Genomic DNA, 26,344 nt, shown 5'->3' with positions numbered 1-26,344 from the left:
GTCCGGCTCGCGCCGCGCCGCGCCCGCCGCGATGGCGTCGGCCGCTGCCTGCTGGAAATTGAACGTATGCGGCCCCACGATTACCGGCACGCCCGCCGCGCAGGCCTCGATCAGGTTCTGCCCGCCCAGCGGCGCGAAACTGCCCGCCACGATCGCCACGTCGGACGCCGCGTAATAGAACGCCATCTCCCCCAGCGTATCGCCCAGCAGCACCGCCGTGCCGGCCTCCGGCTCCTGCCCCGCCGAACGGCGCGCAAACCGCAGCCCCGCGGCGGCCAGACGGCCCGCCGCCTCCTCGAAACGCTGGGGATGCCGGGGAATCAACAGAAAGAGCGGCGCGCCCGGCTCCGCGGCCGCCCGCGAAATCGCCTCGATGAACGGCGCATCTTCGCCCTCGCGCGTACTGGCCACCGCTACCACCGGCCGGCCCAGCCGCTGGCGCCAGGCGCGGCCCGCGTCCACCTGGGCGGCGGGCAGCGCCAGATCGAATTTCAGATTGCCCGTCACCACGACATCGGCCGCGCCTGCTTGCGACAACCGCCCCGCATCCTGAGCCGTCTGCGCGAGCACCTGGTCCAGGCCCGACAGCGCTTCGCGCATCACCTTGCCCATCCGGCGCGCCTGGCGCAGCGACGACTCCGAAAACCGCGCGCTCACCAGCGCCATCGGCACCCGCGCCGCCCGCGCGCCCGCCAGCAGGTTGGGCCAGATCTCGCGCTCGATCAGCAATCCGCAGCGCGGCGCGTGCGTCTCGAAAAAACCGCGCACCGCACCGGGAAAGTCATACGGCAGCCAGGCCTGGCGCAGCTGCCCGCTGGCAATGGCGTCGGCATACAGCCGTCCGCCCTCCGCGCGGCCCGTGGCCGTCATGTGCGTCAGCAGCACCGGCAGCCCCCGGTCGAGCAGCGCCCGCACCAGCGGCTGCGCCGCGCGCGTCTCGCCCAGGCTGACTGCGTGCACCCACACCGGCCGCGACTGTGCGGGGCCATCCGAAGCGGGCGCCCGCCCGAAGCGCTCGGCGGAGAAAACACCCCACTCCCCGCCCGCCCGGCGCGCGCGGCGCGCCATCCACAGCCACAACAAAGGAGAGAGTGCGCGCAGCGCCAGGGTATAGACGGCGCGGTTCATATCGTCAGCGCGCCGCCAGCGCCTGCTCCACCGCCGCCATCACCACTTCGCGCGACGGCGACGCGCCGCGGTCGCCCAGGCTGGCGGTGTAATTGGAACCCACCAGCGGCGTGCGCACGGGCGTGGAAGCCCGGTAAATACCGATGGTCGGACGGCCCAGCGCGGCCGAAAGATGCGTCAGCCCGCTGTCCAGGCCCACCATGAGCCGGGAGCCGGCCAGGAGCCGCGCCACCTCGGTCAGGCTCATGCGGGGCATGACCTCCGCCGCCTCCGCGCCGGCGATCAGCAGGCGCGCGCGCTGGGCTTCCTGCTCGTTGCCCGCCAGCAGCTTGAGCGTGCAGCCGGCTTCCTGCAGGCGACGAAACACCGCCCGCCAGTCTTCTTCCGGCCAGAGCTTGTCGTCGCGGCTGGCCGACGGCATGATCACCGCATAGCCCTTGTCGGCCTCCAGATGGTGCAGCCGCCCTTCGGTTCCCGCCGCCTCGGCCTCGCGGGCCTCGGCCACCTCGCGCGCAAACGCCTGCAAGCCGAAATCGGGCAGCCCGGCGTACTGATAGCCGAACGTCAGCCCCGCCAACTTGCGTTGCCGGATCACCGCCGGCTGCCAGAACTCCACCCGGTGCCGCACGTTGTAGAACAGCGACGCCAGCGGCTCGCGCGCCGACCGCCAGTCCAGCCCGTGCCGCACCCCGCGCGCCTGGCGCACCAGCCAGGCGGACTTCAGCAGGGCCTGCATGTCGAGGATGATGTCGTAGCGCTTGGCCTGCAGTTGCTCGCGCAACGCGCGGCGTTCCGCCCGCACCCCGGCCGACCACCAGGCCTTGCGCCAGCGGCGGTGGGCCACCTTGATGATGCCGCTCACCGCCGGATGCCAGGAAGGAATCTCCGCAAACGCTTCCTCGACCACCCAATCGATTTCGGCATCCGGCACATGCCTGGCGATATCGGTGATCGCGGGCAACATGTGGACGAGATCGCCCAGGGAGGAGGTGCGAACGATGAGGATACGGGTGGGCATAGACAGGAAATGGCGTCCGGCGACGGCTCGCCGGACGCGTGCGGTTCAATGCAGTCCGCAATGTACAACAACTTGCGGCGCATTCTGCCGCGGCGGCGCAACTTTGCCGGACGCCGCGCCGACGATCCCGGCTGCGCTATCTGCGGCGCCGTTTGCACTTGACGATCATCCACTTGGGCATGCGAAACAGCACCAGGCGACGATACAGATAGATGTACGTGGCCGAAAACGCCAGGGTACAGAACATGAGCACGTAAGGACGCTGCCAGAACAGCACGGCCGGAATCACCGCCAGCGAAGACAGCAGCCAGAGATAGGGCGAGGTCATCGAATTGCGCTGGGTCTTGTGCCGCATTTCCCGCGAGCCTATGGCCCAACGCACCACCCGCTTGTAGATCAGCATGTGCAGATGGACGCCGTCCGGCGCGCCCGGAGAACGGCCGCGCAGCCATCGCTTGCGATAAATCGAGAACAGCGTTTCAAAGACGGGGTAGATGCAAAGCAGAAGGGGAAACCAGGCCGATACCTCGGGATGCCGCGCCAGCATGAGCACCGACAGTTCTCCGATGACGAAGCCCAGAAAATAGGCGCCGCCGTCTCCGAGGAAAATATGGCCATGCGGATAATTCCACACCAGAAACCCGATAACCCCGCCCAGCGTGCTGAGCGCGACGATGAGCAGCAGCCGGTCGCCCAGATAAAAAGACACGTAGGCAAAGCCCGCCAAAATCATCGCGGACACCACCGCTGCGAGCCCGTTGTAGCCGTCGATAATATTTATCGCATTCGCCGCCCCGCCGATAGCGATCGCGGTAAATACCAGCGAAACCACCCCGAACTGCAAGAACCAGTCGAGCCCGATAATATCCACCCGCGTGACGGCGGCCCCCACGAGATAATAGGCGGCCACGCCGGACGCCATGGCCAGGCCCAGCCGGATCAATACGCGCACATGCTTGGTCAGGTCTTCCGCAAACCCGCCGAGAAACGCCGGCATCGCCGACGCCAGCAGCAGGATCATGTCGGGCAGGATGTCCGGCTCGCGCACCGCCACGATGGCGCACGTGCAGCAGTTTGCGACGATCAGCGACAATCCGCCTATGCGCGGCACTGGCCGCGCGTGGTACTTTTGCACACCATGCAGGTCGTTGTCTGCGGTCAGTCCATCGTGCCAGGACCGGTACCGTACGATGAGCAGCGTAAAAACCAGCGAGACGAGAAAAGCCGCCAGGACATACAGCATAAAATGCGCCAGATCGAAGATTTGCCGGAATTGTACCGTCGGGGCGACAGCGGCAACATGCTTATTTAGGATGATCTACAAGAGTTTTAAAGACGCTTCAAAAGGAAAAAAGAGACTTATTCTGTTTATTCCGATATGCCCGCGCGGCGGCCGCTCCGTTTTTCCGATGGACGGCCGGCCCGCTTCGGCCGTCCCCGCGCCCGGATTCGGTTCCTGGCGATAGCGCCTATTGGCACCAACAGTCACATAAAAAGCATTCATGAAAGGTTTCCAAGGGCCCGAAATCCCGCCCACGCTGGGCAACCTGCCTCAATGGGAGGCGTTTCGCAAGGCAGTGAGCGAGGCGCCGTGTTCCGGCGAGACGCTGCGCATCCTCCGTGCCGCCACGCTCAGTCTCGATCTCAGCGCGCATCCCTATTCCGCCGAGGTGCGGGCAGCCGGCGAAGATCTGCTGCAGGCCAGGGCATTCACGCATGCCCGCGATGCCTTGCTTGCGGGCGAACCCGTCAATCAAACGGAAGACAGGGCAGCCTGGCACACCATGCTGCGCGCGCCGCGGCCGATTCCCGAAGTCGCCCGCGAACAGCAGCGCGTGCGCGAGTTCGTGGCGCAGGCCGACCGCGACGGCCGTTGGCGCACCATCATCCATATCGGCATCGGCGGCAGCGACTGGGGCGTGCGCCTGGCCGTGGACGCCTGCGCGGGCTGCGGCCACAGGCGCGAACTGAAGTTCGTGGCAAACCTCGATGGTCATGCGCTGCAGGTGGCGCTGGCGGGCGTGGATCCCCATTCCGCGCTGGTGGTCGTGACGTCCAAGTCGTTCACCACCACGGAAACGCTGACCAACCTGAAGCGCGTCATGAACTGGCTTTCCGAAGCGGGGGTGGCCGATCCCTGCCGGCAGGTCGTGGCCATCACGGCGCGCCCGGAATCGGCGCGGAAACTCGGCATCGCGGCGGACCACATCTTCCGGTTCTGGGATTGGGTGGGCGGCCGCTATTCGATCTGGTCGGCCGTGGGGCTGCCCGTGGCGTTGACGGTCGGCCATGAGGTCGTGGACGGCATACGCGCCGGCGCCGCCGACATGGACCGGCACTTTGCCCAAGCCGCCCCGGCGGACAACGCGCCGGCCCAACTGGCCCTGGCGGGCCTGGGCAACCGCAGCGTCCGGGGCCTGGGCTCGCTCAGCATTGCCGCCTATGACGCCCGTCTTCAGTACCTTGCTCCCTACCTGCAGCAGCTCGACATGGAATCGCTGGGCAAGTCGGTCGATATGCAGGGGCGGCCCGTCGACGTTCCCACGGGACCCTCCGTATGGGGCATGCCCGGCACCGATGGCCAGCATACGTTCTTCCAGTGGCTGCACCAGGGCAGCGAAGGCGCCGCCGTGGATTTCATTGTCTGCCGCCACGCGGACCACCAGTGGCCGGAAGAGCATGCCATGCTGGTGGCGAACTGCCTGGCGCAACGGCAGACGCTGCTGCGGGGCACCTCGCTGGAGGCGGACCGGGCCGCGCTGCTGGAACAGGGGATGCCTGCGGAAAAGGCCGAATGGCTCGCCAGCCACCGCGTCCACCAGGGCGGCCGTCCCTCCACGCTGATCGTCCTGCCCAAGCTGACCCCGCATGCGCTGGGCGCCCTGCTTGCTCTCTATGAACACAAAGTCTTCGTGCAGGCTCTGATCTGGGGCATCAACCCGTTTGACCAGTGGGGCGTGGAAGCCGGCAAGAAAATGGCGAACGGCATCCTGGCCGAACTTCGGTCGGGCGCCGCGGCCTCCGATCATGATCCCTCCACCCGGCACTGGATTTCGGTCTTTGGCCAAACTCCCTAGATCAGATCCGCGGACCTGGCCAACCCCCTTCGGGCCGGCTCCGCATCCCGGTAGGAATCTCCTTACGGCATTTCCGGCCACCTCCATGGCTGCCGGGGACCGCGGACCGGGCCGGGCCCAAGTTATGATTCAGCACCCCACGGGGCCGGCCGTGAAGGCTATTTCCCTGCATCGGAGCCGCAGAGTCCTGCCGCCGATCCACTCCTGTTCGTTCGCATCACCGACCGGCCCGCCTGCCAAACCGGTGACATCCGCCATGCTTCCATTTCTAGACACCGCCATCATCGCCATCGTCGCCCTGGTTCCGCTCCTTGCCATAACCGTCGGCGGCGGCAGCGCCATCTTCTATCTGCTCCTGCTGGCCTGTCTGGCCGCCTGCTGCCTGCGCGAAGGGGGCTGGCGGGCATCGGTGCACTCGCTTCGGCCCTACCGCGGCGTGGTGGCGGCGCTCTTCGTAATGCTGGGGGCCATCGTGATAAGCCAGATCGCCCACGGAAACGTGCATGGCCCCTCGATAGAACGCGGGGCGCGCGTCTCCGTGGCCTTTCCCATTTTCCTGGCCGCCATGCTGGGCATCGACCGACGCCATCTCCAACAGGCTTTGTGGGGCGTCGTGCTTGCCGGGCTGACGGCCGCCGCCATCGTGTTCTGGCTGGCGCTTCCCGCGTTCGTGCGCCCCGATACGCCCCAACACAATGCCGTCACTTACGGCAACCTGATGCTGCTCTTCCTGGTGCTGGCGGCCTACGGCACGGGCTGGCATCTCACCGCCGGGCGGCGCCTCGAATCCGGGTTCAAGATCGCCGCCGCCGCCGTGGTCTTCGCCGCCTTCATTCTCACGCAGACCCGCACCGGCTGGATGGCCATTCCCTTGTTCGTCGTCGTCGGGCTCTGGCTGTTCGCCAAGGTGAAGCATCCCGGCAAGATGTTCGCGGCGCTGGGGGTCGCGTGCGCGCTCCTGGTGGCGCTGGGTTCCACCAACGAAGCGCTGCGCGCCCGCGTCGCCCAGGGCATACAGGAAGCCGAGGCGTGCCAGGGCGCGGGGGCCACGGCTGACACCTCGGTCTGCATCCGCCTTCAGTTGTGGCGCGCCTCGCGCCAGATAATCGAGGAACACCCCCTCTTCGGCCTGGGCAACACGCAGCGCTTCATCCCCGAACTGGAAGCGCGCGTGGCCACGGGCGTGGTGTCGCCCTTCGTGTCGCAGAACTTCGGCGAGCCGCACAATGACATGCTGAACATGCTGACGAGCTATGGCGTGCTGGGCGGCGTGGCGCTGATCCTGCTGTATGGCGCGCCCGCCGTGGTCTTCTTCAGGCGGCTGGGCGCCTCGCATCCTCGCGAGGTCCGCGTGGCCGCCGCCATGGGGCTGGCATTGACGCTGGGCTTCGCGGTGTTCGGCCTCACGGAGCTCATGTTCCGCACCATGAAGACGCTGGGCCTCTACGTGATTCTTGCGGCCTGGCTGCTGGCGTTGAGCGACGGCGGCGCGGCCGCGCCGCCTCGCGCGCGGGCGCCTCGATAGTCAAACGCGCGGTTTGGTATCACAATGGGCGCATAAGGCTACTCCGAGGAGACGATCATGCGCATTGCTGATGCTCAATGGATTCCTTCGACCCAGCACCAGACCTGGGACGCCCTGACCGATCCGGCCGTATTGCAGCGCTGTATTCCCGGATGCGTCGCTGTCGAAAAGCGCAGCCCCACGGAATACGCGGTCACGCTCAGGGCCAAAGTGGCCGGGCTCGATACCGACTACGACGGCGAAATCCTCCTCTCCGACGTCGATCCGCCCAATAGCTGCACGCTGGTTTTCGAGGGCAAGGGAAAGGCCGCCTGCCTGGCCATCGGCACGGCCCAGGTCAATCTCAGCGCCAAGGACGAGGGCACGCGCGTAGCCTATACCGTGGCCGGCATGACCGGCGGCAAGCTTGCGGAGTACGGCGAAGGCGTGGTGCTGAAGGCCGGCGAGAAAATCATCGAGAAGTTCTTTGCCGCCTTCATCGATTACATGGCGGCCCAGCCGCGGCTGGCCCCGCCTCCCAAGCCGCCCGAACCTCCCGAACGCGGCCTGGCGAATTCCCGCTGGTCGTGGGTGGTGGTGGTGCTCGTCGTGGCCATTTTCTGGGGCTACCACGCATTTTATAAGTGATTTCCCTAGGGGGCGGATGCTATGCTTGGCGGCATGTCAATGCCGCCTCCGTCCCCTGCCTCCTCATCGACCTCCCACACGCGCAGGGAGCTGCTGATGGCCATGGCCGGCGTGGCGGCCACCGTCGTGCTGGCCGCGTTCGACTCCACGATCGTCACCACCACCCTGCCCCGCGTTGCCGAGGCCCTGAACGGCATGGCGCTCTATGCGTGGGTGGGCACCGGCTACCTGCTGGCCACCGCGGCCTCCATCCTGATTTTCGGCCGGCTCGGCGATATGTTCGGACGCAAGCCGCTGATGCTGATTTCCGTCTCCATCGTGGCGCTGGGCTCCATCGCCTGCGGGCTGGCGCAAACCATGCCGCAACTGATCGCATTCCGCACGCTGCAAGGCATCGGGGGCGGCATGATGATCGCTACGGCTTTTGCCGCCCCCGCGGACCTTTTCCCGGACGCCAAGCGGCGCGTCAAATGGATGGCGCTCGTGTCCGCCGCGTTCGCCATGGCCAGCGGCATCGGCCCCGTGCTCGGCGGCGCGGCCACCCAGGCGCTGGGCTGGCGGGCGGCATTCTTCATTTCGCCCGTCGCGGCGGCCGGTGCGCTCTTCCTGCTGGCGCGCTATTTTCCCCGCATCCGGCCGATACACGACGAAAGCCGCAAGGTCGACTGGGTGGGAGCGATCCTGCTGGTGCTGGCCGTGGGTTGCCCGCTGGCGGCCATCGAGCTGGCATTCGCCGCCGGCGATCACGCGCATCCCATGCTGGGCCTGGCGCTGGCCATCACGGGCTGTGCGGCGATCGCACTGCTCATTCCCATAGAACGCCGCGTGGCCGCACCCATTTTCCCGTTGCGCGTACTGTCCGGACGCGAACCGCAGCTACTCAACGTCGCGGCCATGACGGTCGGCGCCGTGATGTTCATCCTGATCTTCTACAGCCCGCTGCTGCTGCAGCAGGTGCTGGGCTACAGCCCCAGCCAGGCCGGCCTGCTGCTGACGCCGCTGGTGGCGGCCATCTCGGTCGGCAGCATCATCAACGGACGGCTGTTCCCACGGCAGACCGAACCGCAGCGGCTGATGATGTTCGGAGCCGGCCTGCTTGCGGTCGGCTCCGCCATGGTCCTGCTCATCTCTCCCGGCACCGGACCCTGGTGGATCCTGCTGGCGTTCTTCGTCAACGGCTGTGCGCTGGGCTTCCTGCTGCCCAACCTGACGCTGTTCATGCAGATGCTCAGCGAGCGCCGGGACGTGGGCGTGGCCTCGGCGCTGGTGCAGACCACGCGCGCCATCGGCAGCGCCGTCGGCACGGCGGTGGTGGGCATTCTCATCTCGCAAAGCAGCGTGCTGGATGGCGTGCGCACCGGACTGGTCCTGTGCATCGGCCTGGCGGTCGCCTGTGCCGTGCTGGCGCATCGCGTCAAAATGAAAAACCTGGCCACGCCCCGCGAGGCCGCCTGAGCGCACATCTCCATGCAACGCCGCGACCTGCTGGACCTTCTGCTGCTGGCCGCCGTCTGGGGCGGCTCTTTTCTCTTCATGCGCGTGGCCGTGCCGGACTTCGGCCCGGTGGCGCTGATCGAGCTGCGCGTGGGCCTGGCGGCGCTGTTCCTGCTGCCCGCCGCGCTGTGGCGGGGCAGGCTGCCCGTCATCGCGCGCCACTGGAAAGCCATTCTGCTGGTGGGCACCTTCAACGCCGCCCTGCCCTTCCTGCTGTATGCCTACGCGGCGCAATCGCTGGGCGCGGGCTTCCTGTCCGTGGCCAACGCGGTAACGCCCGTATGGGGCGCAACGATCGGCTGGCTGTGGCTGAAAGACCGGCTGCCGTGGTCGCGGTCCGTGGGGCTGGTCATTTCGCTGGCGGGCATCGTGGTGCTGGTCTGGGACAAGCTTGATTTCGACGCCGGCGGAACCGGCCCGGCCGTGCTGGCAGCCGTCTGCGCCCCCGTGTTCTACGGCGTGGCCGCCAATTGCACCAAGCGCTTTCTCACGGGCGTGGACGCGCTGGCCAATGCCACGGGCAGCATGATCGCCGCCACGCTGGTGCTATTGCCCCTGACCATCACGGCCTGGCCCGAAACGCCCGCATCCTGGCAAGCCTGGACCGCCACCATCCTGCTGGCCGTGGTGTGCACCGGCGCCGCCTACATCGTCTTCTTCAGGCTGATCGCCAATGTGGGACCGACGGGCGCCGTCAGCGTCACGTTCCTGGTGCCCATTTTCGGCGTCGTCTGGGGCGCCTGGCTGCTCGACGAAAGCGTTACCGCCTCCATCGCGGTCGGCGCGGGCATCATCCTGGTAGGCACCGCCCTCGCGCTGGGCGTGCTGCGGCCGCGTTGAGGCCCACCCTCAGTACTTGTCCGAACTCCCCGTCAACGCCACACCGATCCGCAGCAGCGTGTACGACACCGCGTCCACGCAGCGGCGCAGCCAGCCGCGGCGGCGGTAGTCCAGGGGCCGGATGAAGCGGCCGCCTTCGCGGATGGCGGTTTCGAGGCGTTCTTGCAGATCCCAGGCGAAGGGCTGGTCGTCGACCACGACATTGGCTTCGCGGGCGAGCAGCAGGCTGAAGGGATCGAGGTTGGAGGAGCCCACCGTGGCCACGTTGTCGATGACGGCGACCTTGGCGTGCAGGTAGCTCGGCATGTATTCGTAGATCTCGATGCCGTCGCGCAGGAGCTGGTCGTAGAGCGAGCGCGTGGCATGGTATTGCATGCGGTACTCGACCTTGCCCTGCAGCAGCAGGCGCACCCGCACGCCGCGGGCGGCGGCTTTGGCCAGGGCGCGGCGGAACTGCATGCCGGGGAAGAAGTACGCGTTGGCGATGAGGATGTCGCGCCGGGCGCGGGCGATGCCGTAAAGATAGGCGCGCTCGAAGGTCTGGCGAAAGCGCAGGTTGTCGCGCAGCACCAGGGCGGCGCGCAGCGTGCCGTGCGGCGAGGCGTCTTCGTGCCGGGGCTTGAGCAGGCGCATGTGGCGCCACTCGCCGGGATGGCGGCGCAGCCGCGCCCAGTTCAGGCGCACCCACAGCAGGTCCTGGGCGTAGGCGGCCTGGGTGGCCAACGGCCCTTCGACGCGCACGGCGAAGTCGAAGCGCGGCGCGCCGATGCCGTCGGCGGGCTCCAGGTCGTCGTAGTCGTCGATGATGTTGATGCCGCCGATGAAGGCGATGCGGCCATCGACCACGGTCACCTTGCGGTGCAGGCGGCGCAGGCGGCTGCGCGAGAAGACGAACTTGCCCAGCCAGCGCGGCTCGGGCCGGAAGATGCGGCAGTGCGCGCCGGCCTCGGTGAGNGTCCAGGGTTTCGGCGAGCGTGGCGCCGTGCGTGGGGTAGTGGGCCACGCCCACCGACACGGTGAATGCCACCGGGATGTCCTGCGGCGCCGCCAGGCCGGCCAGCCGCTCGCGCAGCCGCTCGGCAATGGCCGCCGCCGCCGTGAGGCTGCGCCGGGCAGCAGCATGGCGAACTCCTCGCCGCCGGTAGCTCGCGCAGCGTGTCGCCGATGCGCGACCCCTCGGCCATGAGGGCCGCCAGACGCTGCAGCGCCCGATCGCCCGCGGAGTGGCCGTAGTGGTCGTTGATGCGCTTGAAATGATCCACGTCGAGGATGACGATGGACACGGGCGACTCTTCCGCCTGCAGCAGCGCCATGGCTTCGTCCAGGCCGCGCCGGTTGAGCACGCCCGTGAGCTTGTCCGTGGTGCTTTCGCGGCGCAGGTCGCGCAGCTTGTGGTGCATGGCCGCCAGGCCCACCAGCAGGCCGCGCCGCAGCTGCGCCGCCTCCACGTACCACGATCGCACGCCGCGTATGCGCTGTTCGGCGTCCGGGTCCTGCATGTGGCGGGCGATGTCCGCCAGTTGGCCCAGCGGGCGCACGATCCAGCGCGACAGCAGCCAGATCAGCGCGAGCGACACCACCAGCAGGGGCAGGGTCCGGATCGCCGGCCGCCACCTAGAGCGCATGCGATGCGTATGCGCGTCATCAAGAAGTACTTCATCACCGGCCTGCTGATCTGGGTTCCGCTGGTCATCACAGTATGGGTGCTGGGCCTGCTGGTCGCCACCCTGGAAGGGTTCGTGCCCAGCTTCCTGTCGGCCGAATCCCTCTTCGGCGTCGACATTCCCGGTTTCCGTTTCCTGCTGGTCATCGTGGTGGTGCTTCTGACGGGCGTGTTCGCCGCCAACCTGATCGGCCGCAGCATGGTCGAGCAGTGGGAAAGGCTGCTCGGGCGCATTCCCCTGGTGCGGTCCATCTACAACTCGGTCAAGCAGGTCAGCGATACCGTGCTCGCGCCCAACGGCCAGGCGTTCCGCCGCGCGGTGCTGGTGCAGTATCCGCGCGCCGGGGCCTGGACCATCGCATTCGTCACCGGCACGCCGGGCGGCGAGGTGGCCGACAAGCTCGAGGGCGACCTCATCAGCGTCTACGTGCCCACCACGCCGAATCCCACCTCGGGATTCTTCCTCATGGTGCCGCGCGGCGACACCCTGGACCTGAACATGAGCGTCGACGCGGCGCTGAAGTACATCGTTTCCATGGGCGTGGTCGCCCCGGCGCCGACGGCGTGCCGCCAGCCCCCGCGGCCCCTTCCGCCCCCTTCCCGCGGCGCCCGGGGCGAGCAACCCGCCCGGCGTCGATTCGTAACCCTTACGCTACAACCAAGCACACACAACGGAGTCATCCCGCATGCGTACCTGCTATACCGGCCAGGTTTGCCGTGACCATCTCGGCCAGACCGTCACCCTGTTCGGCTGGGTGAACCGCCGCCGCGACCACGGCGGGGTCATCTTCATCGACCTGCGCGACCGCGCCGGCCTGGCGCAGATCGTGTTCGATCCGGACAACGCCGCCTTCGCCACGGCCGAACGCCTGCGCAACGAATTCTGCATCCGCGTGACCGGCCTGGTGCGCGAGCGTCCTGCCGGTACGGCCAACCCCGACCTGGCCTCCGGCGAGGTGGAAGTGCTGTGCAAGGAAGTGGAAATCCTCAACGCCTCGGTGACGCCGCCCTTCCAGCTCGACGACGACAACCTGTCGGAAACCACGCGCCTGACGCACCGCGTGCTGGACCTGCGCCGTCCGCAGATGCAGCGCAATCTCATGCTGCGCTATCGCGTCTCCATCGAGGTGCGCAAGTTCCTGGACCAGCTCGGCTTCATCGACATCGAAACCCCGATGCTCACCAAGAGCACGCCCGAAGGCGCGCGCGACTACCTCGTGCCCTCGCGCGTGAACCCGGGCCACTTCTTCGCGCTGCCGCAGTCGCCCCAGCTCTTCAAGCAGATGCTGATGGTGTCCGGCTTCGACCGCTACTACCAGATCACCAAGTGCTTCCGCGACGAAGACCTGCGCGCCGACCGCCAGCCCGAATTCACCCAGATCGATTGCGAAACCTCGTTCCTCGATGAAGTCGAGATCCGCGAGATATTCGAAAACATGATCCGCCACGTGTTCAAGGTGGTGCAGAACGTCGACCTGCCTTCGCCGTTCCCCATCATGCCGTGGGCGGAAGCCATGCGCCGCTACGGTTCGGACAAGCCCGACCTGCGCGTCAACCTCGAATTCACCGACATGACCGACGTCATGCGCGACGTGGACTTCAAGGTGTTCGCCGCCGCCGCGGCCGCTCCGGGCAGCCGCGTGGTGGCCTTGCGCGTGCCGGGCGCGCCGAGATGTCGCGCAGCGAAATCGACGCCTACACCCAGTTCGTGGGCATCTACGGCGCCAAGGGCCTGGCCTACATCAAGGTCAACGACGTGGCCAAGGGCCGCGACGGGCTGCAATCGCCCATCGTCAAGAACCTCCATGACGCCGCCCTGGCCGAGCTCATCAAGCGCACCGGCGCCCAGAACGGCGACATCATCTTCTTCGGCGCCGACCGCGAGAAGGTCGTCAACGACGCCATCGGCGCGCTGCGCGTCAAGATCGGCCACAGCGAATTCGGCAAGAAGACCGGGCTGTCCACCGAAGGCTGGAAGCCGCTGTGGGTCGTCGACTTCCCCATGTTCGAATACGACGAGGAAGACGGCCGCTACACCGCCGCTCATCACCCCTTCACCAGCCCCAAGGACGGCCACGAGGACTTCCTCGAATCCGATCCCAGCAAGGCCTACGCCAAGGCATACGACATGGTGCTCAACGGCTGGGAAATCGGCGGCGGCTCGGTGCGTATCCACCGCGAGGACGTGCAGAGCAAGGTGTTCCGCGCCCTGAAGATCGGCCCGGAAGAGGCCCGCGAGAAGTTCGGCTTCCTGCTCGACGCCCTCCAGTACGGCGCGCCGCCCCATGGCGGCATCGCCTTCGGCCTGGACCGCATCGTCACCATGATGACGGGCGCCGAATCGATCCGCGACGTGATCGCCTTCCCCAAGACCCAGCGCGCCCAGGACCTCCTGACGCAGGCGCCCTCGGAAGTCGACGAGAAGCAACTGCGCGAGCTGCATATCCGGCTGCGCAACGTCGAGAAGTAAACCCATTCCCCGAAGCGCCCGCGGCGCTTCCCCCTCAAGCGGAGCCCGCCCGGAGGGGGGCGCCCGCAGGGGACCGGCAGAGCCGGATCCCCGCGGTCTGGCTTGGGGAGGCGTGCTGTGGGGGCGGGGCTCGTGGTCGCTGTCTGCGGGCCTGCCGGTTCCGCAAGGGCGTTGACGGGGAATGCGGAAACGGGCGGCTGAAATGCGGTAATCTGGCAGACGCCAGCCGGGCCGGAGCATTTCCCGCAAGGGGCGGCCGGCGGTTTTTCGGCTTCAAGGCGCCATCTCTTCTATGTCGCTCATTCGTGTCGTCAGTTACAACATCCACAAGGGACGCTCGGCGCTGGGCCGCCGCGAGTCTTTGAACGAGCTGCGTCTGGGCCTGTACGGCCTGCGTCCCGACCTGGTGTTCCTGCAGGAGGTCCAGGGGCGCAACGAAAACAAGTCTCTGCTCGACGCGCAGCACGAATCCCTGGCCGCGGCCCTGCGGCTGGACGTGGCCTACGGCCGCAACGCCATCCGCAGCCAGACCGACCACGGCAACGCGCTGCTCTCGCGCTACCCCATTCTCGAGCACGAAAACCAGGATATCTCCGACCACCGGCTCGAACAGCGCGGCCTGCTGCACGCGCGCATCGAGGTGGACGGCCATGCCGTGCACTGCTTCGTGGTGCACCTGGGCTTGTTCGCCGGCAGCCGCAGCCGCCAGATCCTGGCGCTGACCGAACGCATCCAGCGCATGGTGCCCGAAGGCGACCCCATCCTTGTCGCCGGCGACTTCAATGACTGGGGCGACCGCCTGGCGCCGCTGTTCGTGCAGCAGCTCGGCCTGTACGAAGTGTTCTCGCACGCCCCGCGCACCCACGGCGGCGAGCTGCCCCGCCTGCGCGACTCCGTCAGGCGGCTGCGCGCGCGCTGCGCGGCGTGCCCAACGGCGTCACCGTGCTCGAGCGCACCAACCAGCTCGGCATGGAAGGCGCCGGCCGGCTGCTGCTGCCCCCGCCGCGCACCTTCCCCGCCGTCTTTCCCTGGTTCAGGCTCGACCGCATCTACCAGCGCGGATTCGCGGTGCGCAGCGCGCGCGTGCTGCGCGGCCGCGAATGGGCGCGCCTGTCCGACCATTCTCCCCTGCTGGCCGAGCTGGAACTCCCGTGAAGGCCGAGCAGGTCAAGCTGGACTGGACCGAGGGCAATGACATCCGGCTGCTGCAGAACGGCACGGATTTCTTCCCGGCATTGTGCGAGGCCATCGACGCCGCGCGCGTCAGCGTCCACCTCGAAACCTACATCTTCATGCTCGACCGCACCGGGCGGCGGGTGCTGGAAAAACTCATCGCCGCCGCGCAGCGCGGCGTGAAGGTTCGCGTCGTGCTGGACGGATTCGGCGCGGCCGCCACCGCCGACGCCATCCGCACCGCGCTCACCGAGCCGGCGCGCACTGCCGCATCTTCCGGCCCGAGCCGCGCTGGCTGGGCAAGTTCGTCTTCTCGCGCAGCCGCCTGCGCGCCTGCACCGCAAGGTGACCGTGGTCGATGGCCGCATCGCCTTCATCGGCGGCATCAACATCATCGACGACTACGACGACCTGGAGCCCGCCGACGGCATCGCCGCGCCGCGCTTCGACTTCGCCGTGCGCGTCGAAGGGCCGTTGGCCACCCAGGCCGCCTACGCCCAGGACCTGCTGTGGGTGCGCCTGAACTGGGCGCGGCTGCGCCGCCATCCCGGCGAGTGGCGCCACATGCGCCTGCTCAAGCCCCGGCACGAAGACGCCTCGCCGCACGGCACGCTGCGCGCCGCCCTGGTGCTGCGCGACAACCTGCGCTTTCGCCAGACCTTCGAGCGCGCCTATCTTTACGGCATCGCCCGCGCCCGGCGCGACATCCTCATCGCCAACGCGTACTTCTTCCCCGGCATGCAGTTCCGCCGCGCCCTGGCCAAAGCCGCCGCCCGCGGCGTGCGGGTGCGCCTGCTGCTGCAGGGCAAGGTCGAGTACCGCATGCAATACCATGCCACGCGCTCGCTCTACGACCAGCTCCTGCGCGACGGCATCGAGATCTACGAATACATGCCGAGCTACCTGCACGCCAAGGTCGCCGTCATCGACAACGTGGCCACGGTGGGCTCCTCCAACCTCGATCCCTTCAGCCTGCTGCTCGCCCGCGAAGCCAATGTCGTGGTCGACGACCAGCCCTTCGCCTGGGATCTGCAAGAACGCCTCGAAACCGCCATCCGCGAAGGCGGCCGCTTCATCCGGCCCCTGGACTACCGCCGCCGCGGCTGGCTGCGCCGCTGCGTGGACGCGGTGTCGTACACGCTGCTGCGGATCGGTGTGGCGTTGACGGGGAGTTCGGACAAGTACTGAGGGTGGGCCTCAACGCGGCCGCAGCACGCCCAGCGCGAGGGCGGTGCCTACCAGGATGATGCCCGCGCCGACCGCGATGGAGGCGGTAACGCTTTCGTCGAGCAGCCAGGCGCCCCAGACGACGCCGAAAATGGGCACCAGGAACGTGACGCTGACGGCGCCCGTCGGTCCCACATTGGCGATCAGCCTGAAGAAGACGATGTAGGCGGCGCCGGTGCACACCACGGCCAGCAGGATGGTGGCGGTCCAGGCTTGCCAGGATGCGGGCGTTTCGGGCCAGGCCGTGATGGTCAGGGGCAATAGCACCAGCGTGGCGGCGATCATGCTGCCCGTGGCATTGGCCAGCGCGTCCACGCCCGTGAGAAAGCGCTTGGTGCAATTGGCGGCCACGCCGTAGAACACGGGGGCGCAGACGGCTGCCAGCACGGCCGGGCCGGTTCCGCCGGCGTCGAAATCAAGCTTGTCCCAGACCAGCACCACGATGCCCGCCAGCGAAATGACCAGCCCCACGGACCGCGACCACGGCAGCCGGTCTTTCAGCCACAGCCAGCCGATCGTTGCGCCCCATACGGGCGTTACCGCGTTGGCCACGGACAGGAAGCCCGCGCCCAGCGATTGCGCCGCGTAGGCATACAGCAGGAAGGGCAGGGCGGCGTTGAAGGTGCCCACCAGCAGAATGGCTTTCCAGTGGCGCGCGATGACGGGCAGCCTGCCCCGCCACAGCGCGGCGGGCAGCAGGAACAGCGCCGCCAGGCCCACGCGCAGCTCGATCAGCGCCACCGGGCCGAAGTCCGGCACGGCCACGCGCATGAAGAGAAAAGAGCCGCCCCAGACGGCGGCCAGCAGCAGAAGGTCCAGCAGGTCGCGGCGTTGCATGGAGATGTGCGCTCAGGCGGCCTCGCGGGGCGTGGCCAGGTTTTTCATTTTGACGCGATGCGCCAGCACGGCACAGGCGACCGCCAGGCCGATGCACAGGACCAGTCCGGTGCGCACGCCATCCAGCACGCTGCTTTGCGAGATGAGAATGCCCACCACCGCCGTGCCGACGGCGCTGCCGATGGCGCGCGTGGTCTGCACCAGCGCCGAGGCCACGCCCACGTCCCGGCGCTCGCTGAGCATCTGCATGAACAGCGTCAGGTTGGGCAGCAGGAAGCCCAGCGCACAGCCGTTGACGAAGAACGCCAGCAGGATCCACCAGGGTCCGGTGCCGGGAGAGATGAGCAGGACCATGGCGAGCCGACCGCAAGCAGGCCGGCTCCGAACATCATCAGCCGCTGCGGTTCGGTCTGCCGTGGGAACAGCCGTCCGTTGATGATGCTGCCGACCGAGATGGCCGCCACCAGCGGCGTCAGCAGCAGGCCGGCCTGGCTGGGGCTGTAGCCCAGCACCTGCTGCAGCAGCAGCGGGCTGTAGAAGATCAGGATGAACATCACGGCGCCGACCGTCATGGCCGCGACGTTGAGTAGCTGCGGTTCGCGTCCGGACAGTACGCGCAACGGGAAAATGGGTGCGGCCACGCGGCGTTCTATGGGAATGAGCAGTGCGATCGCCGCACAGCCCGTGATGGCCAGCGCCAGGCCCAGCATGGGATGCGCGTGATCGCCGGCGGCGAATGCCAGCTCGATGGCCGCCAGCGGGCAACCCACGGCCAGCACCAGCAGGATCGCTCCCACCCAGTCGACCTTGCGGCTTTCGTCGTGTATCGGCCGGATGCGGGGAAAATAGCGCGCCAGCAGGAAGAGCGCACCGGCCGCCGCGACGGGCGAAATGAAGAATGCCGCCCGCCAGCCCAGCGCCTGGGTGGCCGCGCCGCCGAGCACGGGGCCGATGCCGCTGGCCATGGCGAACGCGGCGGACACGAGCGCCATCCATTTGACGCGCCGCTTGGCGTCCGGGAAAAGGTCCGCGGGGGCGGCAAAAGCCGTAGCGATCATCATGCCGCCCCCGATGCCTTGCAGCGTGCGGAATGCGATCAGTTGCGGCATGGTTTGCGCCAGCCCGCAGGCGATGGAGCCCAGCGCCACGATGGAGACGGAAATCAGCATCAGCGGCTTGCGTCCGAACATATCGCCGAGCCGGCCGAAAATCAGGATGGAGGCCGCGGTGGCCAGCAGGTAGCCGGTGCCCACCCACGCATAGAGCGCCATGCCGTTCAGGGCCTCGGCAACGCGGGGCAGGGTGGTGGTGACGATCGTGGAGTCGAACGCGGCCAGCACGACGGTGGCCGCCACGCCGGCCATGGCCATCAGCAGCTCCCTGCGCGTGTGGGAGGTCGATGAGGAGGCAGGGGACGGAGGCGGCATTGACATGCCGCCAAGCATAGCATCCGCCCCCTAGGGAAATCACTTATAAAATGCGTGGTAGCCCCAGAAAATGGCCACGACGAGCACCACCACCACCCACGACCAGCGGGAATTCGCCAGGCCGCGTTCGGGAGGTTCGGGCGGCTTGGGAGGCGGGGCCAGCCGCGGCTGGGCCGCCATGTAATCGATGAAGGCGGCAAAGAACTTCTCGATGATTTTCTCGCCGGCCTTCAGCACCACGCCTTCGCCGTACTCCGCAAGCTTGCCGCCGGTCATGCCGGCCACGGTATAGGCTACGCGCGTGCCCTCGTCCTTGGCGCTGAGATTGACCTGGGCCGTGCCGATGGCCAGGCAGGCGGCCTTTCCCTTGCCCTCGAAAACCAGCGTGCAGCTATTGGGCGGATCGACGTCGGAGAGGAGGATTTCGCCGTCGTAGTCGGTATCGAGCCCGGCCACTTTGGCCCTGAGCGTGACCGCGTATTCCGTGGGGCTGCGCTTTTCGACAGCGACGCATCCGGGAATACAGCGCTGCAATACGGCCGGATCGGTCAGGGCGTCCCAGGTCTGGTGCTGGGTCGAAGGAATCCATTGAGCATCAGCAATGCGCATGATCGTCTCCTCGGAGTAGCCTTATGCGCCCATTGTGATACCAAACCGCGCGTTTGACTATCGAGGCGCCCGCGCGCGAGGCGGCGCGGCCGCGCCGCCGTCGCTCAACGCCAGCAGCCAGGCCGCAAGAATCACGTAGAGGCCCAGCGTCTTCATGGTGCGGAACATGAGCTCCGTGAGGCCGAACACCGCGAAGCCCAGCGTCAATGCCAGCCCCATGGCGGCGGCCACGCGGACCTCGCGAGGATGCGAGCGCCCAGCCGCCTGAAGAAGACCACGGCGGGCGCGCCATACAGCAGGATCAGCGCCACGCCGCCCAGCACGCCATAGCTCGTCAGCATGTTCAGCATGTCATTGTGCGGCTCGCCGAAGTTCTGCGACACGAAGGGCGACACCACGCCCGTGGCCACGCGCGCTTCCAGTTCGGGGATGAAGCGCTGCGTGTTGCCCAGGCCGAAGAGGGGGTGTTCCTCGATTATCTGGCGCGAGGCGCGCCACAACTGAAGGCGGATGCAGACCGAGGTGTCAGCCGTGGCCCCCGCGCCCTGGCACGCCTCGGCTTCCTGTATGCCCTGGGCGACGCGGGCGCGCAGCGCTTCGTTGGTGGAACCCAGCGCCACCAGGAGCGCGCACGCGACCCCCAGCGCCGCGAACATCTTGCCGGGATGCTTCACCTTGGCGAACAGCCAGAGCCCGACGACGACGAACAAGGGAATGGCCATCCAGCCGGTGCGGGTCTGCGTGAGAATGAAGGCGGCGAAGACCACGGCGGCGGCGGCGATCTTGAACCCGGATTCGAGGCGCCGCCCGGCGGTGAGATGCCAGCCCGTGCCGTAGGCCGCCAGCACCAGGAAGAGCAGCATCAGGTTGCCGTAAGTGACGGCATTGTGTTGGGGCGTATCGGGGCGCACGAACGCGGGAAGCGCCAGCCAGAACACGATGGCGGCGGCCGTCAGCCCGGCAAGCACGACGCCCCACAAAGCCTGTTGGAGATGGCGTCGGTCGATGCCCAGCATGGCGGCCAGGAAAATGGGAAAGGCCACGGAGACGCGCGCCCCGCGTTCTATCGAGGGGCCATGCACGTTTCCGTGGGCGATCTGGCTTATCACGATGGCCCCCAGCATTACGAAGAGCGCCGCCACCACGCCGCGGTAGGGCCGAAGCGAGTGCACCGATGCCCGCCAGCCCCCTTCGCGCAGGCAGCAGGCGGCCAGACAGGCCAGCAGGAGCAGATAGAAGATGGCGCTGCCGCCGCCGACGGTTATGGCAAGGAGCGGAACCAGGGCGACGATGGCGATGATGGCGGTGTCTAGAAATGGAAGCATGGCGGATGTCACCGGTTTGGCAGGCGGGCCGGTCGGTGATGCGAACGAACAGGAGTGGATCGGCGGCAGGACTCTGCGGCTCCGATGCAGGGAAATAGCCTTCACGCCGGCCCCGTGGGGTGCTGAATCATAACTTGGGCCCGGCCCGGTCCGCGGTCCCCGGCAGCCATGGAGGTGGCCGGAAATGCCGTAAGGAGATTCCTACCGGGATGCGGAGCCGGCCCGAAGGGGGTTGGCCAGGTCCGCGGATCTGATCTAGGGAGTTTGGCCAAAGACCGAAATCCAGTGCCGGGTGGAGGGATCATGATCGGAGGCCGCGGCGCCCGACCGAAGTTCGGCCAGGATGCCGTTCGCCATTTTCTTGCCGGCTTCCACGCCCCACTGGTCAAACGGGTTGATGCCCCAGATCAGAGCCTGCACGAAGACTTTGTGTTCATAGAGAGCAAGCAGGGCGCCCAGCGCATGCGGGGTCAGCTTGGGCAGGACGATCAGCGTGGAGGGACGGCCGCCCTGGTGGACGCGGTGGCTGGCGAGCCATTCGGCCTTTTCCGCAGGCATCCCCTGTTCCAGCAGCGCGGCCCGGTCCGCCTCCAGCGAGGTGCCCCGCAGCAGCGTCTGCCGTTGCGCCAGGCAGTTCGCCACCAGCATGGCATGCTCTTCCGGCCACTGGTGGTCCGCGTGGCGGCAGACAATGAAATCCACGGCGGCGCCTTCGCTGCCCTGGTGCAGCCACTGGAAGAACGTATGCTGGCCATCGGTGCCGGGCATGCCCCATACGGAGGGTCCCGTGGGAACGTCGACGGGCCGCCCCTGCATATCGACCGACTTGCCCAGCGATTCCATGTCGAGCTGCTGCAGGTAGGGAGCAAGGTACTGAAGACGGGCGTCATAGGCGGCAATGCTGAGCGAGCCCAGGCCCCGGACGCTGCGGTTGCCCAGGCCCGCCAGGGCCAGTTGGGCCGGCGCGTTGTCCGCCGGGGCGGCTTGGGCAAAGTGCCGGTCCATGTCGGCGGCGCCGGCGCGTATGCCGTCCACGACCTCATGGCCGACCGTCAACGCCACGGGCAGCCCCACGGCCGACCAGATCGAATAGCGGCCGCCCACCCAATCCCAGAACCGGAAGATGTGGTCCGCCGCGATGCCGAGTTTCCGCGCCGATTCCGGGCGCGCCGTGATGGCCACGACCTGCCGGCAGGGATCGGCCACCCCCGCTTCGGAAAGCCAGTTCATGACGCGCTTCAGGTTGGTCAGCGTTTCCGTGGTGGTGAACGACTTGGACGTCACGACCACCAGCGCGGAATGGGGATCCACGCCCGCCAGCGCCACCTGCAGCGCATGACCATCGAGGTTTGCCACGAACTTCAGTTCGCGCCTGTGGCCGCAGCCCGCGCAGGCGTCCACGGCCAGGCGCACGCCCCAGTCGCTGCCGCCGATGCCGATATGGATGATGGTGCGCCAACGGCCGTCGCGGTCGGCCTGCGCCACGAACTCGCGCACGCGCTGCTGTTCGCGGGCGACTTCGGGAATCGGCCGCGGCGCGCGCAGCATGGTGTGCCAGGCTGCCCTGTCTTCCGTTTGATTGACGGGTTCGCCCGCAAGCAAGGCATCGCGGGCATGCGTGAATGCCCTGGCCTGCAGCAGATCTTCGCCGGCTGCCCGCACCTCGGCGGAATAGGGATGCGCGCTGAGATCGAGACTGAGCGTGGCGGCACGGAGGATGCGCAGCGTCTCGCCGGAACACGGCGCCTCGCTCACTGCCTTGCGAAACGCCTCCCATTGAGGCAGGTTGCCCAGCGTGGGCGGGATTTCGGGCCCTTGGAAACCTTTCATGAATGCTTTTTATGTGACTGTTGGTGCCAATAGGCGCTATCGCCAGGAACCGAATCCGGGCGCGGGGACGGCCGAAGCGGGCCGGCCGTCCATCGGAAAAACGGAGCGGCCGCCGCGCGGGCATATCGGAATAAACAGAATAAGTCTCTTTTTTCCTTTTGAAGCGTCTTTAAAACTCTTGTAGATCATCCTAAATAAGCATGTTGCCGCTGTCGCCCCGACGGTACAATTCCGGCAAATCTTCGATCTGGCGCATTTTATGCTGTATGTCCTGGCGGCTTTTCTCGTCTCGCTGGTTTTTACGCTGCTCATCGTACGGTACCGGTCCTGGCACGATGGACTGACCGCAGACAACGACCTGCATGGTGTGCAAAAGTACCACGCGCGGCCAGTGCCGCGCATAGGCGGATTGTCGCTGATCGTCGCAAACTGCTGCACGTGCGCCATCGTGGCGGTGCGCGAGCCGGACATCCTGCCCGACATGATCCTGCTGCTGGCGTCGGCGATGCCGGCGTTTCTCGGCGGGTTTGCGGAAGACCTGACCAAGCATGTGCGCGTATTGATCCGGCTGGGCCTGGCCATGGCGTCCGGCGTGGCCGCCTATTATCTCGTGGGGGCCGCCGTCACGCGGGTGGATATTATCGGGCTCGACTGGTTCTTGCAGTTCGGGGTGGTTTCGCTGGTATTTACCGCGATCGCTATCGGCGGGGCGGCGAATGCGATAAATATTATCGACGGCTACAACGGGCTCGCAGCGGTGGTGTCCGCGATGATTTTGGCGGGCTTTGCCTACGTGTCTTTTTATCTGGGCGACCGGCTGCTGCTCATCGTCGCGCTCAGCACGCTGGGCGGGGTTATCGGGTTTCTGGTGTGGAATTATCCGCATGGCCATATTTTCCTCGGAGACGGCGGCGCCTATTTTCTGGGCTTCGTCATCGGAGAACTGTCGGTGCTCATGCTGGCGCGGCATCCCGAGGTATCGGCCTGGTTTCCCCTTCTGCTTTGCATCTACCCCGTCTTTGAAACGCTGTTCTCGATTTATCGCAAGCGATGGCTGCGCGGCCGTTCTCCGGGCGCGCCGGACGGCGTCCATCTGCACATGCTGATCTACAAGCGGGTGGTGCGTTGGGCCATAGGCTCGCGGGAAATGCGGCACAAGACCCAGCGCAATTCGATGACCTCGCCCTATCTCTGGCTGCTGTCTTCGCTGGCGGTGATTCCGGCCGTGCTGTTCTGGCAGCGTCCTTACGTGCTCATGTTCTGTACCCTGGCGTTTTCGGCCACGTACATCTATCTGTATCGTCGCCTGGTGCTGTTTCGCATGCCCAAGTGGATGATCGTCAAGTGCAAACGGCGCCGCAGATAGCGCAGCCGGGATCGTCGGCGCGGCGTCCGGCAAAGTTGCGCCGCCGCGGCAGAATGCGCCGCAAGTTGTTGTACATTGCGGACTGCATTGAACCGCACGCGTCCGGCGAGCCGTCGCCGGACGCCATTTCCTGTCTATGCCCACCCGTATCCTCATCGTTCGCACCTCCTCCCTGGGCGATCTCGTCCACATGTTGCCCGCGATCACCGATATCGCCAGGCATGTGCCGGATGCCGAAATCGATTGGGTGGTCGAGGAAGCGTTTGCGGAGATTCCTTCCTGGCATCCGGCGGTGAGCGGCATCATCAAGGTGGCCCACCGCCGCTGGCGCAAGGCCTGGTGGTCGGCCGGGGTGCGGGCGGAACGCCGCGCGTTGCGCGAGCAACTGCAGGCCAAGCGCTACGACATCATCCTCGACATGCAGGCCCTGCTGAAGTCCGCCTGGCTGGTGCGCCAGGCGCGCGGGGTGCGGCACGGGCTGGACTGGCGGTCGGCGCGCGAGCCGCTGGCGTCGCTGTTCTACAACGTGCGGCACCGGGTGGAGTTCTGGCAGCCGGCGGTGATCCGGCAACGCAAGTTGGCGGGGCTGACGTTCGGCTATCAGTACGCCGGGCTGCCCGATTTCGGCTTGCAGGCGTTTGCGCGCGAGGTGGCCGAGGCCCGCGAGGCCGAGGCGGCGGGAACCGAAGGGCGGCTGCACCATCTGGAGGCCGACAAGGGCTATGCGGTGATCATGCCGTCGGCCAGCCGCGACGACAAGCTCTGGCCGGAAGAAGACTGGCGGGCGGTGTTTCGTCGCCTGCAGGAAGCCGGCTGCACGCTCAAGCTGCTGGCGGGCAACGAGCAGGAAGCCCAGCGCGCGCGCCTGCTGATCGCCGGCGCGGCGCTGGCGGAGGTCATGCCCCGCATGAGCCTGACCGAGGTGGCGCGGCTCCTGGCCGGCTCCCGGCTCATGGTGGGCCTGGACAGCGGGCTGACGCATCTTTCGGCCGCGCTGGGCCGTCCGACCCATCGGTATTTACCGGGGCTTCCACGCCCGTGCGCCGCCGCCCTGGTGGGTTCCAATTACACCGCCAGCCTGGGCGACCGCGGCGCGTCGCCGTCGCGCGAAGTGGTGATGGCGGCGGTGGAGCAGGCGCTGGCGGCGCGCTGACGATATGAACCGCGCCGTCTATACCCTGGCGCTGCGCGCACTCTCTCCTTTGTTGTGGCTGTGGATGGCGCGCCGCGCGCGCCGGGCGGGCGGGAGTGGGTGTTTTCTCCGCCGAGCGCTTCGGGCGGGCGCCCGCTTCGGATGGCCCCGCACAGTCGCGGCCGGTGTGGGTGCACGCAGTCAGCCTGGGCGATACGCGCGCGCTGCGCGCTGGTGGCGGGCGCTGCTCGACCGGGGGCTGCCGGTGCTGCTGACGCACATGACGGCCACGGGCCGCGCGGAGGGCGGACGGCTGTATGCCGACGCCATTGCCAGCGGGCAGCTGCGCCAGGCCTGGCTGCCGTATGACTTTCCCGGTGCGGTGCGCGGTTTTTTCGAGACGCACGCGCCGCGCTGCGGATTGCTGATCGAGCGCGAGATCTGGCCCGAACCTGGCTGGCGGGCGCGCGGGCGCGTCGGTGCCGATGGCGCTGGTGGAGCGCGCGGTTTTCGGAGTCGTCGCCCCGCCTTCCAGGAGATGCCTTGCTCGTTGATTTGCTGCACCTGGAGCGCTCGGACTTCAACAGAGCGGCGTAGGCATAGCCAAGCCGTCTTCAATGCCAAGGCAACCACCAGGTATTGCCCGCCCATCTGTCGGCCAGCTCTGACCGCCAGATCCATCTCAATGTCCGTCACCAAACGCGCGGTACGTTTGGTTTTTGACTTCTTCACCCGGTCGAACGGGTTGTTGATCAGGATGCCAAGCGTGACGGCATACTCAAGGATGAGTCTAGCCAATGCGATTTCTTTGTTGCCCTTCGCGGAGCGACCCTTGCTTTGAGCGTCGCGCAGATAGGTGTACGCGTCAACCTTGGTCAGCGCTGTGACTCTTCTTCTGCCAAAGGCCCGAATGAGTTGCGCTACCTCCCTTTCGTTTTCTGTCAATGTGCTATCGGCCCGTTTTTCTGCTGAGTCCGGTGGCAGGGTCTTTTGCCAGTTGAGCCAGTGCTTGGCAACGGCAGAGAACGTTTTGCTGTGTAGGCAGTCTTGTTGATCCCCTGTAGCTCGATGTATTGCTTCCTCCCGAAGTGCAGCGATTTCTTCCTGGTCGGAAATGTGGCAGCTTAGGCGAAAGGCCCATGTGCCATTGGGGCGTTTGTAGCCGATGGAATAGATTCTTACCCCGTGCCTTTCATAGACGCGAGAAGGTAGGGAACCAGCTTGGTGCTGACCATGCATGAAATATCTCCCTGATTTGAGTGTGTTAATGGATTCAGGGCTTGTGGCGCCGAGCAGCGGGTGGGGGCGCTCTCTGATGGGAGGCGTTTGCGAAAAGGGCCGCTATGTTTCGCAGGCATGGCAGGGGCGTCTGAACGTCGCTCGTTGTGCTCCTGGAGAGGGTATTGCGAAATGCGCATTGCGCATCGCATAATGAGCGGAGTGTAATGCGCACCCATTCGGGTGCATAAATCAGTAGGGGAGAGGGGGTAAGAATACCGGCGGCATGGGCCGGTATTCTTTAAGGTGACCCAACTCGGAAAGCTAGGCCTGGCGCGGCTTTCCAGCCAGCCCGAAA

17 protein-coding genes and 6 pseudogenes are annotated in these 26,344 nt (G+C 67.0%); 12 read left to right on the top strand and 11 right to left on the bottom strand.

Annotated features, from left to right (window positions below; all coding sequences use genetic code 11):
* The 3 genes from AD428_RS10295 to AD428_RS10285 all read right to left on the bottom strand — a co-directional run.
* A partial coding sequence (locus AD428_RS10295; protein WP_053245106.1) for a 3-deoxy-D-manno-octulosonic acid transferase occupies positions 1–1,128 on the bottom strand: 1,128 nt, incomplete at its 3' end.
* A 4-nt stretch (positions 1,129–1,132) separates the two neighbouring features.
* A complete protein-coding gene (gene waaC, locus AD428_RS10290; protein ID WP_053245105.1) occupies positions 1,133–2,146 on the bottom strand; it encodes a lipopolysaccharide heptosyltransferase I in 1,014 nt (337 codons plus the stop codon).
* A gap of 136 nt (positions 2,147–2,282) precedes the next feature.
* Positions 2,283–3,389, bottom strand: coding sequence for an MraY family glycosyltransferase (locus tag AD428_RS10285; RefSeq protein WP_053245098.1), 1,107 nt, complete (start codon positions 3,387–3,389; stop codon positions 2,283–2,285).
* A 259-nt stretch (positions 3,390–3,648) separates the two neighbouring features.
* Here AD428_RS10285 and pgi (AD428_RS10280) point away from each other — a divergent pair, with 259 nt between their 5' ends.
* The 5 genes from pgi (AD428_RS10280) (at position 3,649) to AD428_RS10260 (ending at position 9,709) form a co-directional block, all read left to right on the top strand.
* Complete coding sequence (pgi, locus tag AD428_RS10280) at positions 3,649–5,223, top strand: glucose-6-phosphate isomerase (protein ID WP_053245099.1); 1,575 nt, start codon at positions 3,649–3,651, stop codon at positions 5,221–5,223.
* A gap of 256 nt (positions 5,224–5,479) precedes the next feature.
* Positions 5,480–6,748 carry an O-antigen ligase family protein gene (locus tag AD428_RS10275; RefSeq protein WP_053245104.1) on the top strand — a complete coding sequence of 423 codons (1,269 nt, stop codon included), beginning with the start codon at positions 5,480–5,482 and terminating at the stop codon, positions 6,746–6,748.
* Positions 6,749–6,805: 57 nt separating this feature from the next.
* Positions 6,806–7,375, top strand: a complete 570-nt coding sequence (locus AD428_RS10270) for an SRPBCC family protein (RefSeq protein WP_053245101.1) — start codon at positions 6,806–6,808, stop codon at positions 7,373–7,375.
* A gap of 33 nt (positions 7,376–7,408) precedes the next feature.
* Positions 7,409–8,830, top strand: a complete 1,422-nt coding sequence (locus tag AD428_RS10265; RefSeq protein WP_369798734.1) for an MFS transporter — start codon at positions 7,409–7,411, stop codon at positions 8,828–8,830.
* Positions 8,831–8,842: 12 nt separating this feature from the next.
* On the top strand, positions 8,843–9,709 hold the full coding sequence (locus tag AD428_RS10260) for a DMT family transporter (RefSeq protein WP_053245102.1): 867 nt from the start codon (positions 8,843–8,845) through the stop codon (positions 9,707–9,709).
* Positions 9,710–9,718: 9 nt separating this feature from the next.
* Here the strand turns inward: AD428_RS10260 and AD428_RS27750 are convergent.
* Positions 9,719–10,663, bottom strand: a pseudogene (locus tag AD428_RS27750) (phospholipase D-like domain-containing protein); the annotation flags it as partial.
* A gap of 1 nt (position 10,664) precedes the next feature.
* Positions 10,665–11,109, bottom strand: a 445-nt coding sequence (locus AD428_RS27745; RefSeq protein WP_235489724.1) for a GGDEF domain-containing protein, incomplete at its 3' end; no start/stop codon positions are given.
* A gap of 234 nt (positions 11,110–11,343) precedes the next feature.
* Between AD428_RS27745 and AD428_RS10250 the strand changes: the two genes are divergently transcribed.
* The 4 genes and pseudogenes from AD428_RS10250 to clsB all read left to right on the top strand — a co-directional run bounded on the left by AD428_RS10250 (position 11,344) and on the right by clsB (position 16,203).
* Positions 11,344–12,093, top strand: coding sequence for a DUF502 domain-containing protein (locus AD428_RS10250; protein WP_369798733.1), 750 nt, complete (start codon positions 11,344–11,346; stop codon positions 12,091–12,093).
* Positions 12,059–13,842, top strand: a pseudogene (gene aspS, locus AD428_RS10245) (aspartate--tRNA ligase). The gene AD428_RS10250 and the pseudogene aspS overlap by 35 nt, the downstream one beginning before the upstream one ends.
* A 292-nt stretch (positions 13,843–14,134) precedes the next feature.
* Positions 14,135–14,997, top strand: a pseudogene (locus AD428_RS10240) (endonuclease/exonuclease/phosphatase family protein).
* Positions 14,994–16,203: pseudogene (gene clsB / locus AD428_RS10235) on the top strand (cardiolipin synthase ClsB). The pseudogenes AD428_RS10240 and clsB overlap by 4 nt, the downstream one beginning before the upstream one ends.
* A gap of 9 nt (positions 16,204–16,212) precedes the next feature.
* Here clsB and AD428_RS10230 read toward each other — a convergent pair.
* The 6 genes and pseudogenes from AD428_RS10230 to pgi (AD428_RS10210) all read right to left on the bottom strand — a co-directional run bounded on the left by AD428_RS10230 (position 16,213) and on the right by pgi (AD428_RS10210) (position 22,270).
* Complete coding sequence (locus tag AD428_RS10230; protein WP_053245102.1) at positions 16,213–17,079, bottom strand: DMT family transporter; 867 nt, start codon at positions 17,077–17,079, stop codon at positions 16,213–16,215.
* Between the two features lie 12 nt (positions 17,080–17,091).
* Positions 17,092–18,512, bottom strand: a pseudogene (locus tag AD428_RS10225) (MFS transporter).
* 33 nt (positions 18,513–18,545) lie between these two features.
* Positions 18,546–19,115 carry an SRPBCC family protein gene (locus tag AD428_RS10220; protein ID WP_053245101.1) on the bottom strand — a complete coding sequence of 190 codons (570 nt, stop codon included), beginning with the start codon at positions 19,113–19,115 and terminating at the stop codon, positions 18,546–18,548.
* A gap of 57 nt (positions 19,116–19,172) precedes the next feature.
* Positions 19,173–19,334 (bottom strand): hypothetical protein, encoded by a 162-nt coding sequence (locus AD428_RS26735; protein WP_235489697.1) that lies wholly within the window; start codon positions 19,332–19,334, stop codon positions 19,173–19,175.
* Complete coding sequence (locus AD428_RS10215) at positions 19,319–20,440, bottom strand: O-antigen ligase family protein (protein WP_053245100.1); 1,122 nt, start codon at positions 20,438–20,440, stop codon at positions 19,319–19,321. Before AD428_RS10215 ends, AD428_RS26735 begins: the two co-directional genes overlap by 16 nt.
* Positions 20,441–20,695: 255 nt before the next feature.
* Complete coding sequence (gene pgi, locus AD428_RS10210) at positions 20,696–22,270, bottom strand: glucose-6-phosphate isomerase (protein WP_053245099.1); 1,575 nt, start codon at positions 22,268–22,270, stop codon at positions 20,696–20,698.
* Between the two features lie 259 nt (positions 22,271–22,529).
* On the opposite strand from pgi (AD428_RS10210), the gene AD428_RS10205 reads away from it, so the two are divergent.
* The 3 genes and pseudogenes from AD428_RS10205 to AD428_RS24795 form a co-directional block, all read left to right on the top strand.
* Entirely contained in the window at positions 22,530–23,636 is a 1,107-nt protein-coding gene (locus tag AD428_RS10205) for an MraY family glycosyltransferase (protein WP_053245098.1), read from the top strand.
* A gap of 136 nt (positions 23,637–23,772) precedes the next feature.
* Positions 23,773–24,789 (top strand): lipopolysaccharide heptosyltransferase I, encoded by a 1,017-nt coding sequence (waaC, locus tag AD428_RS10200; protein WP_053245097.1) that lies wholly within the window; start codon positions 23,773–23,775, stop codon positions 24,787–24,789.
* A gap of 4 nt (positions 24,790–24,793) precedes the next feature.
* Positions 24,794–25,305, top strand: a pseudogene (locus AD428_RS24795) (3-deoxy-D-manno-octulosonic acid transferase); the annotation flags it as partial.
* Positions 25,306–26,344: the final 1,039 nt, after the last annotated feature.

The sequence above is a fragment of the Achromobacter sp. DMS1 genome (assembly GCF_001270295.1).
Note: the sequence above shows the minus strand (reverse complement) of the source record. Positions and strands in the feature narration are given on the sequence as shown.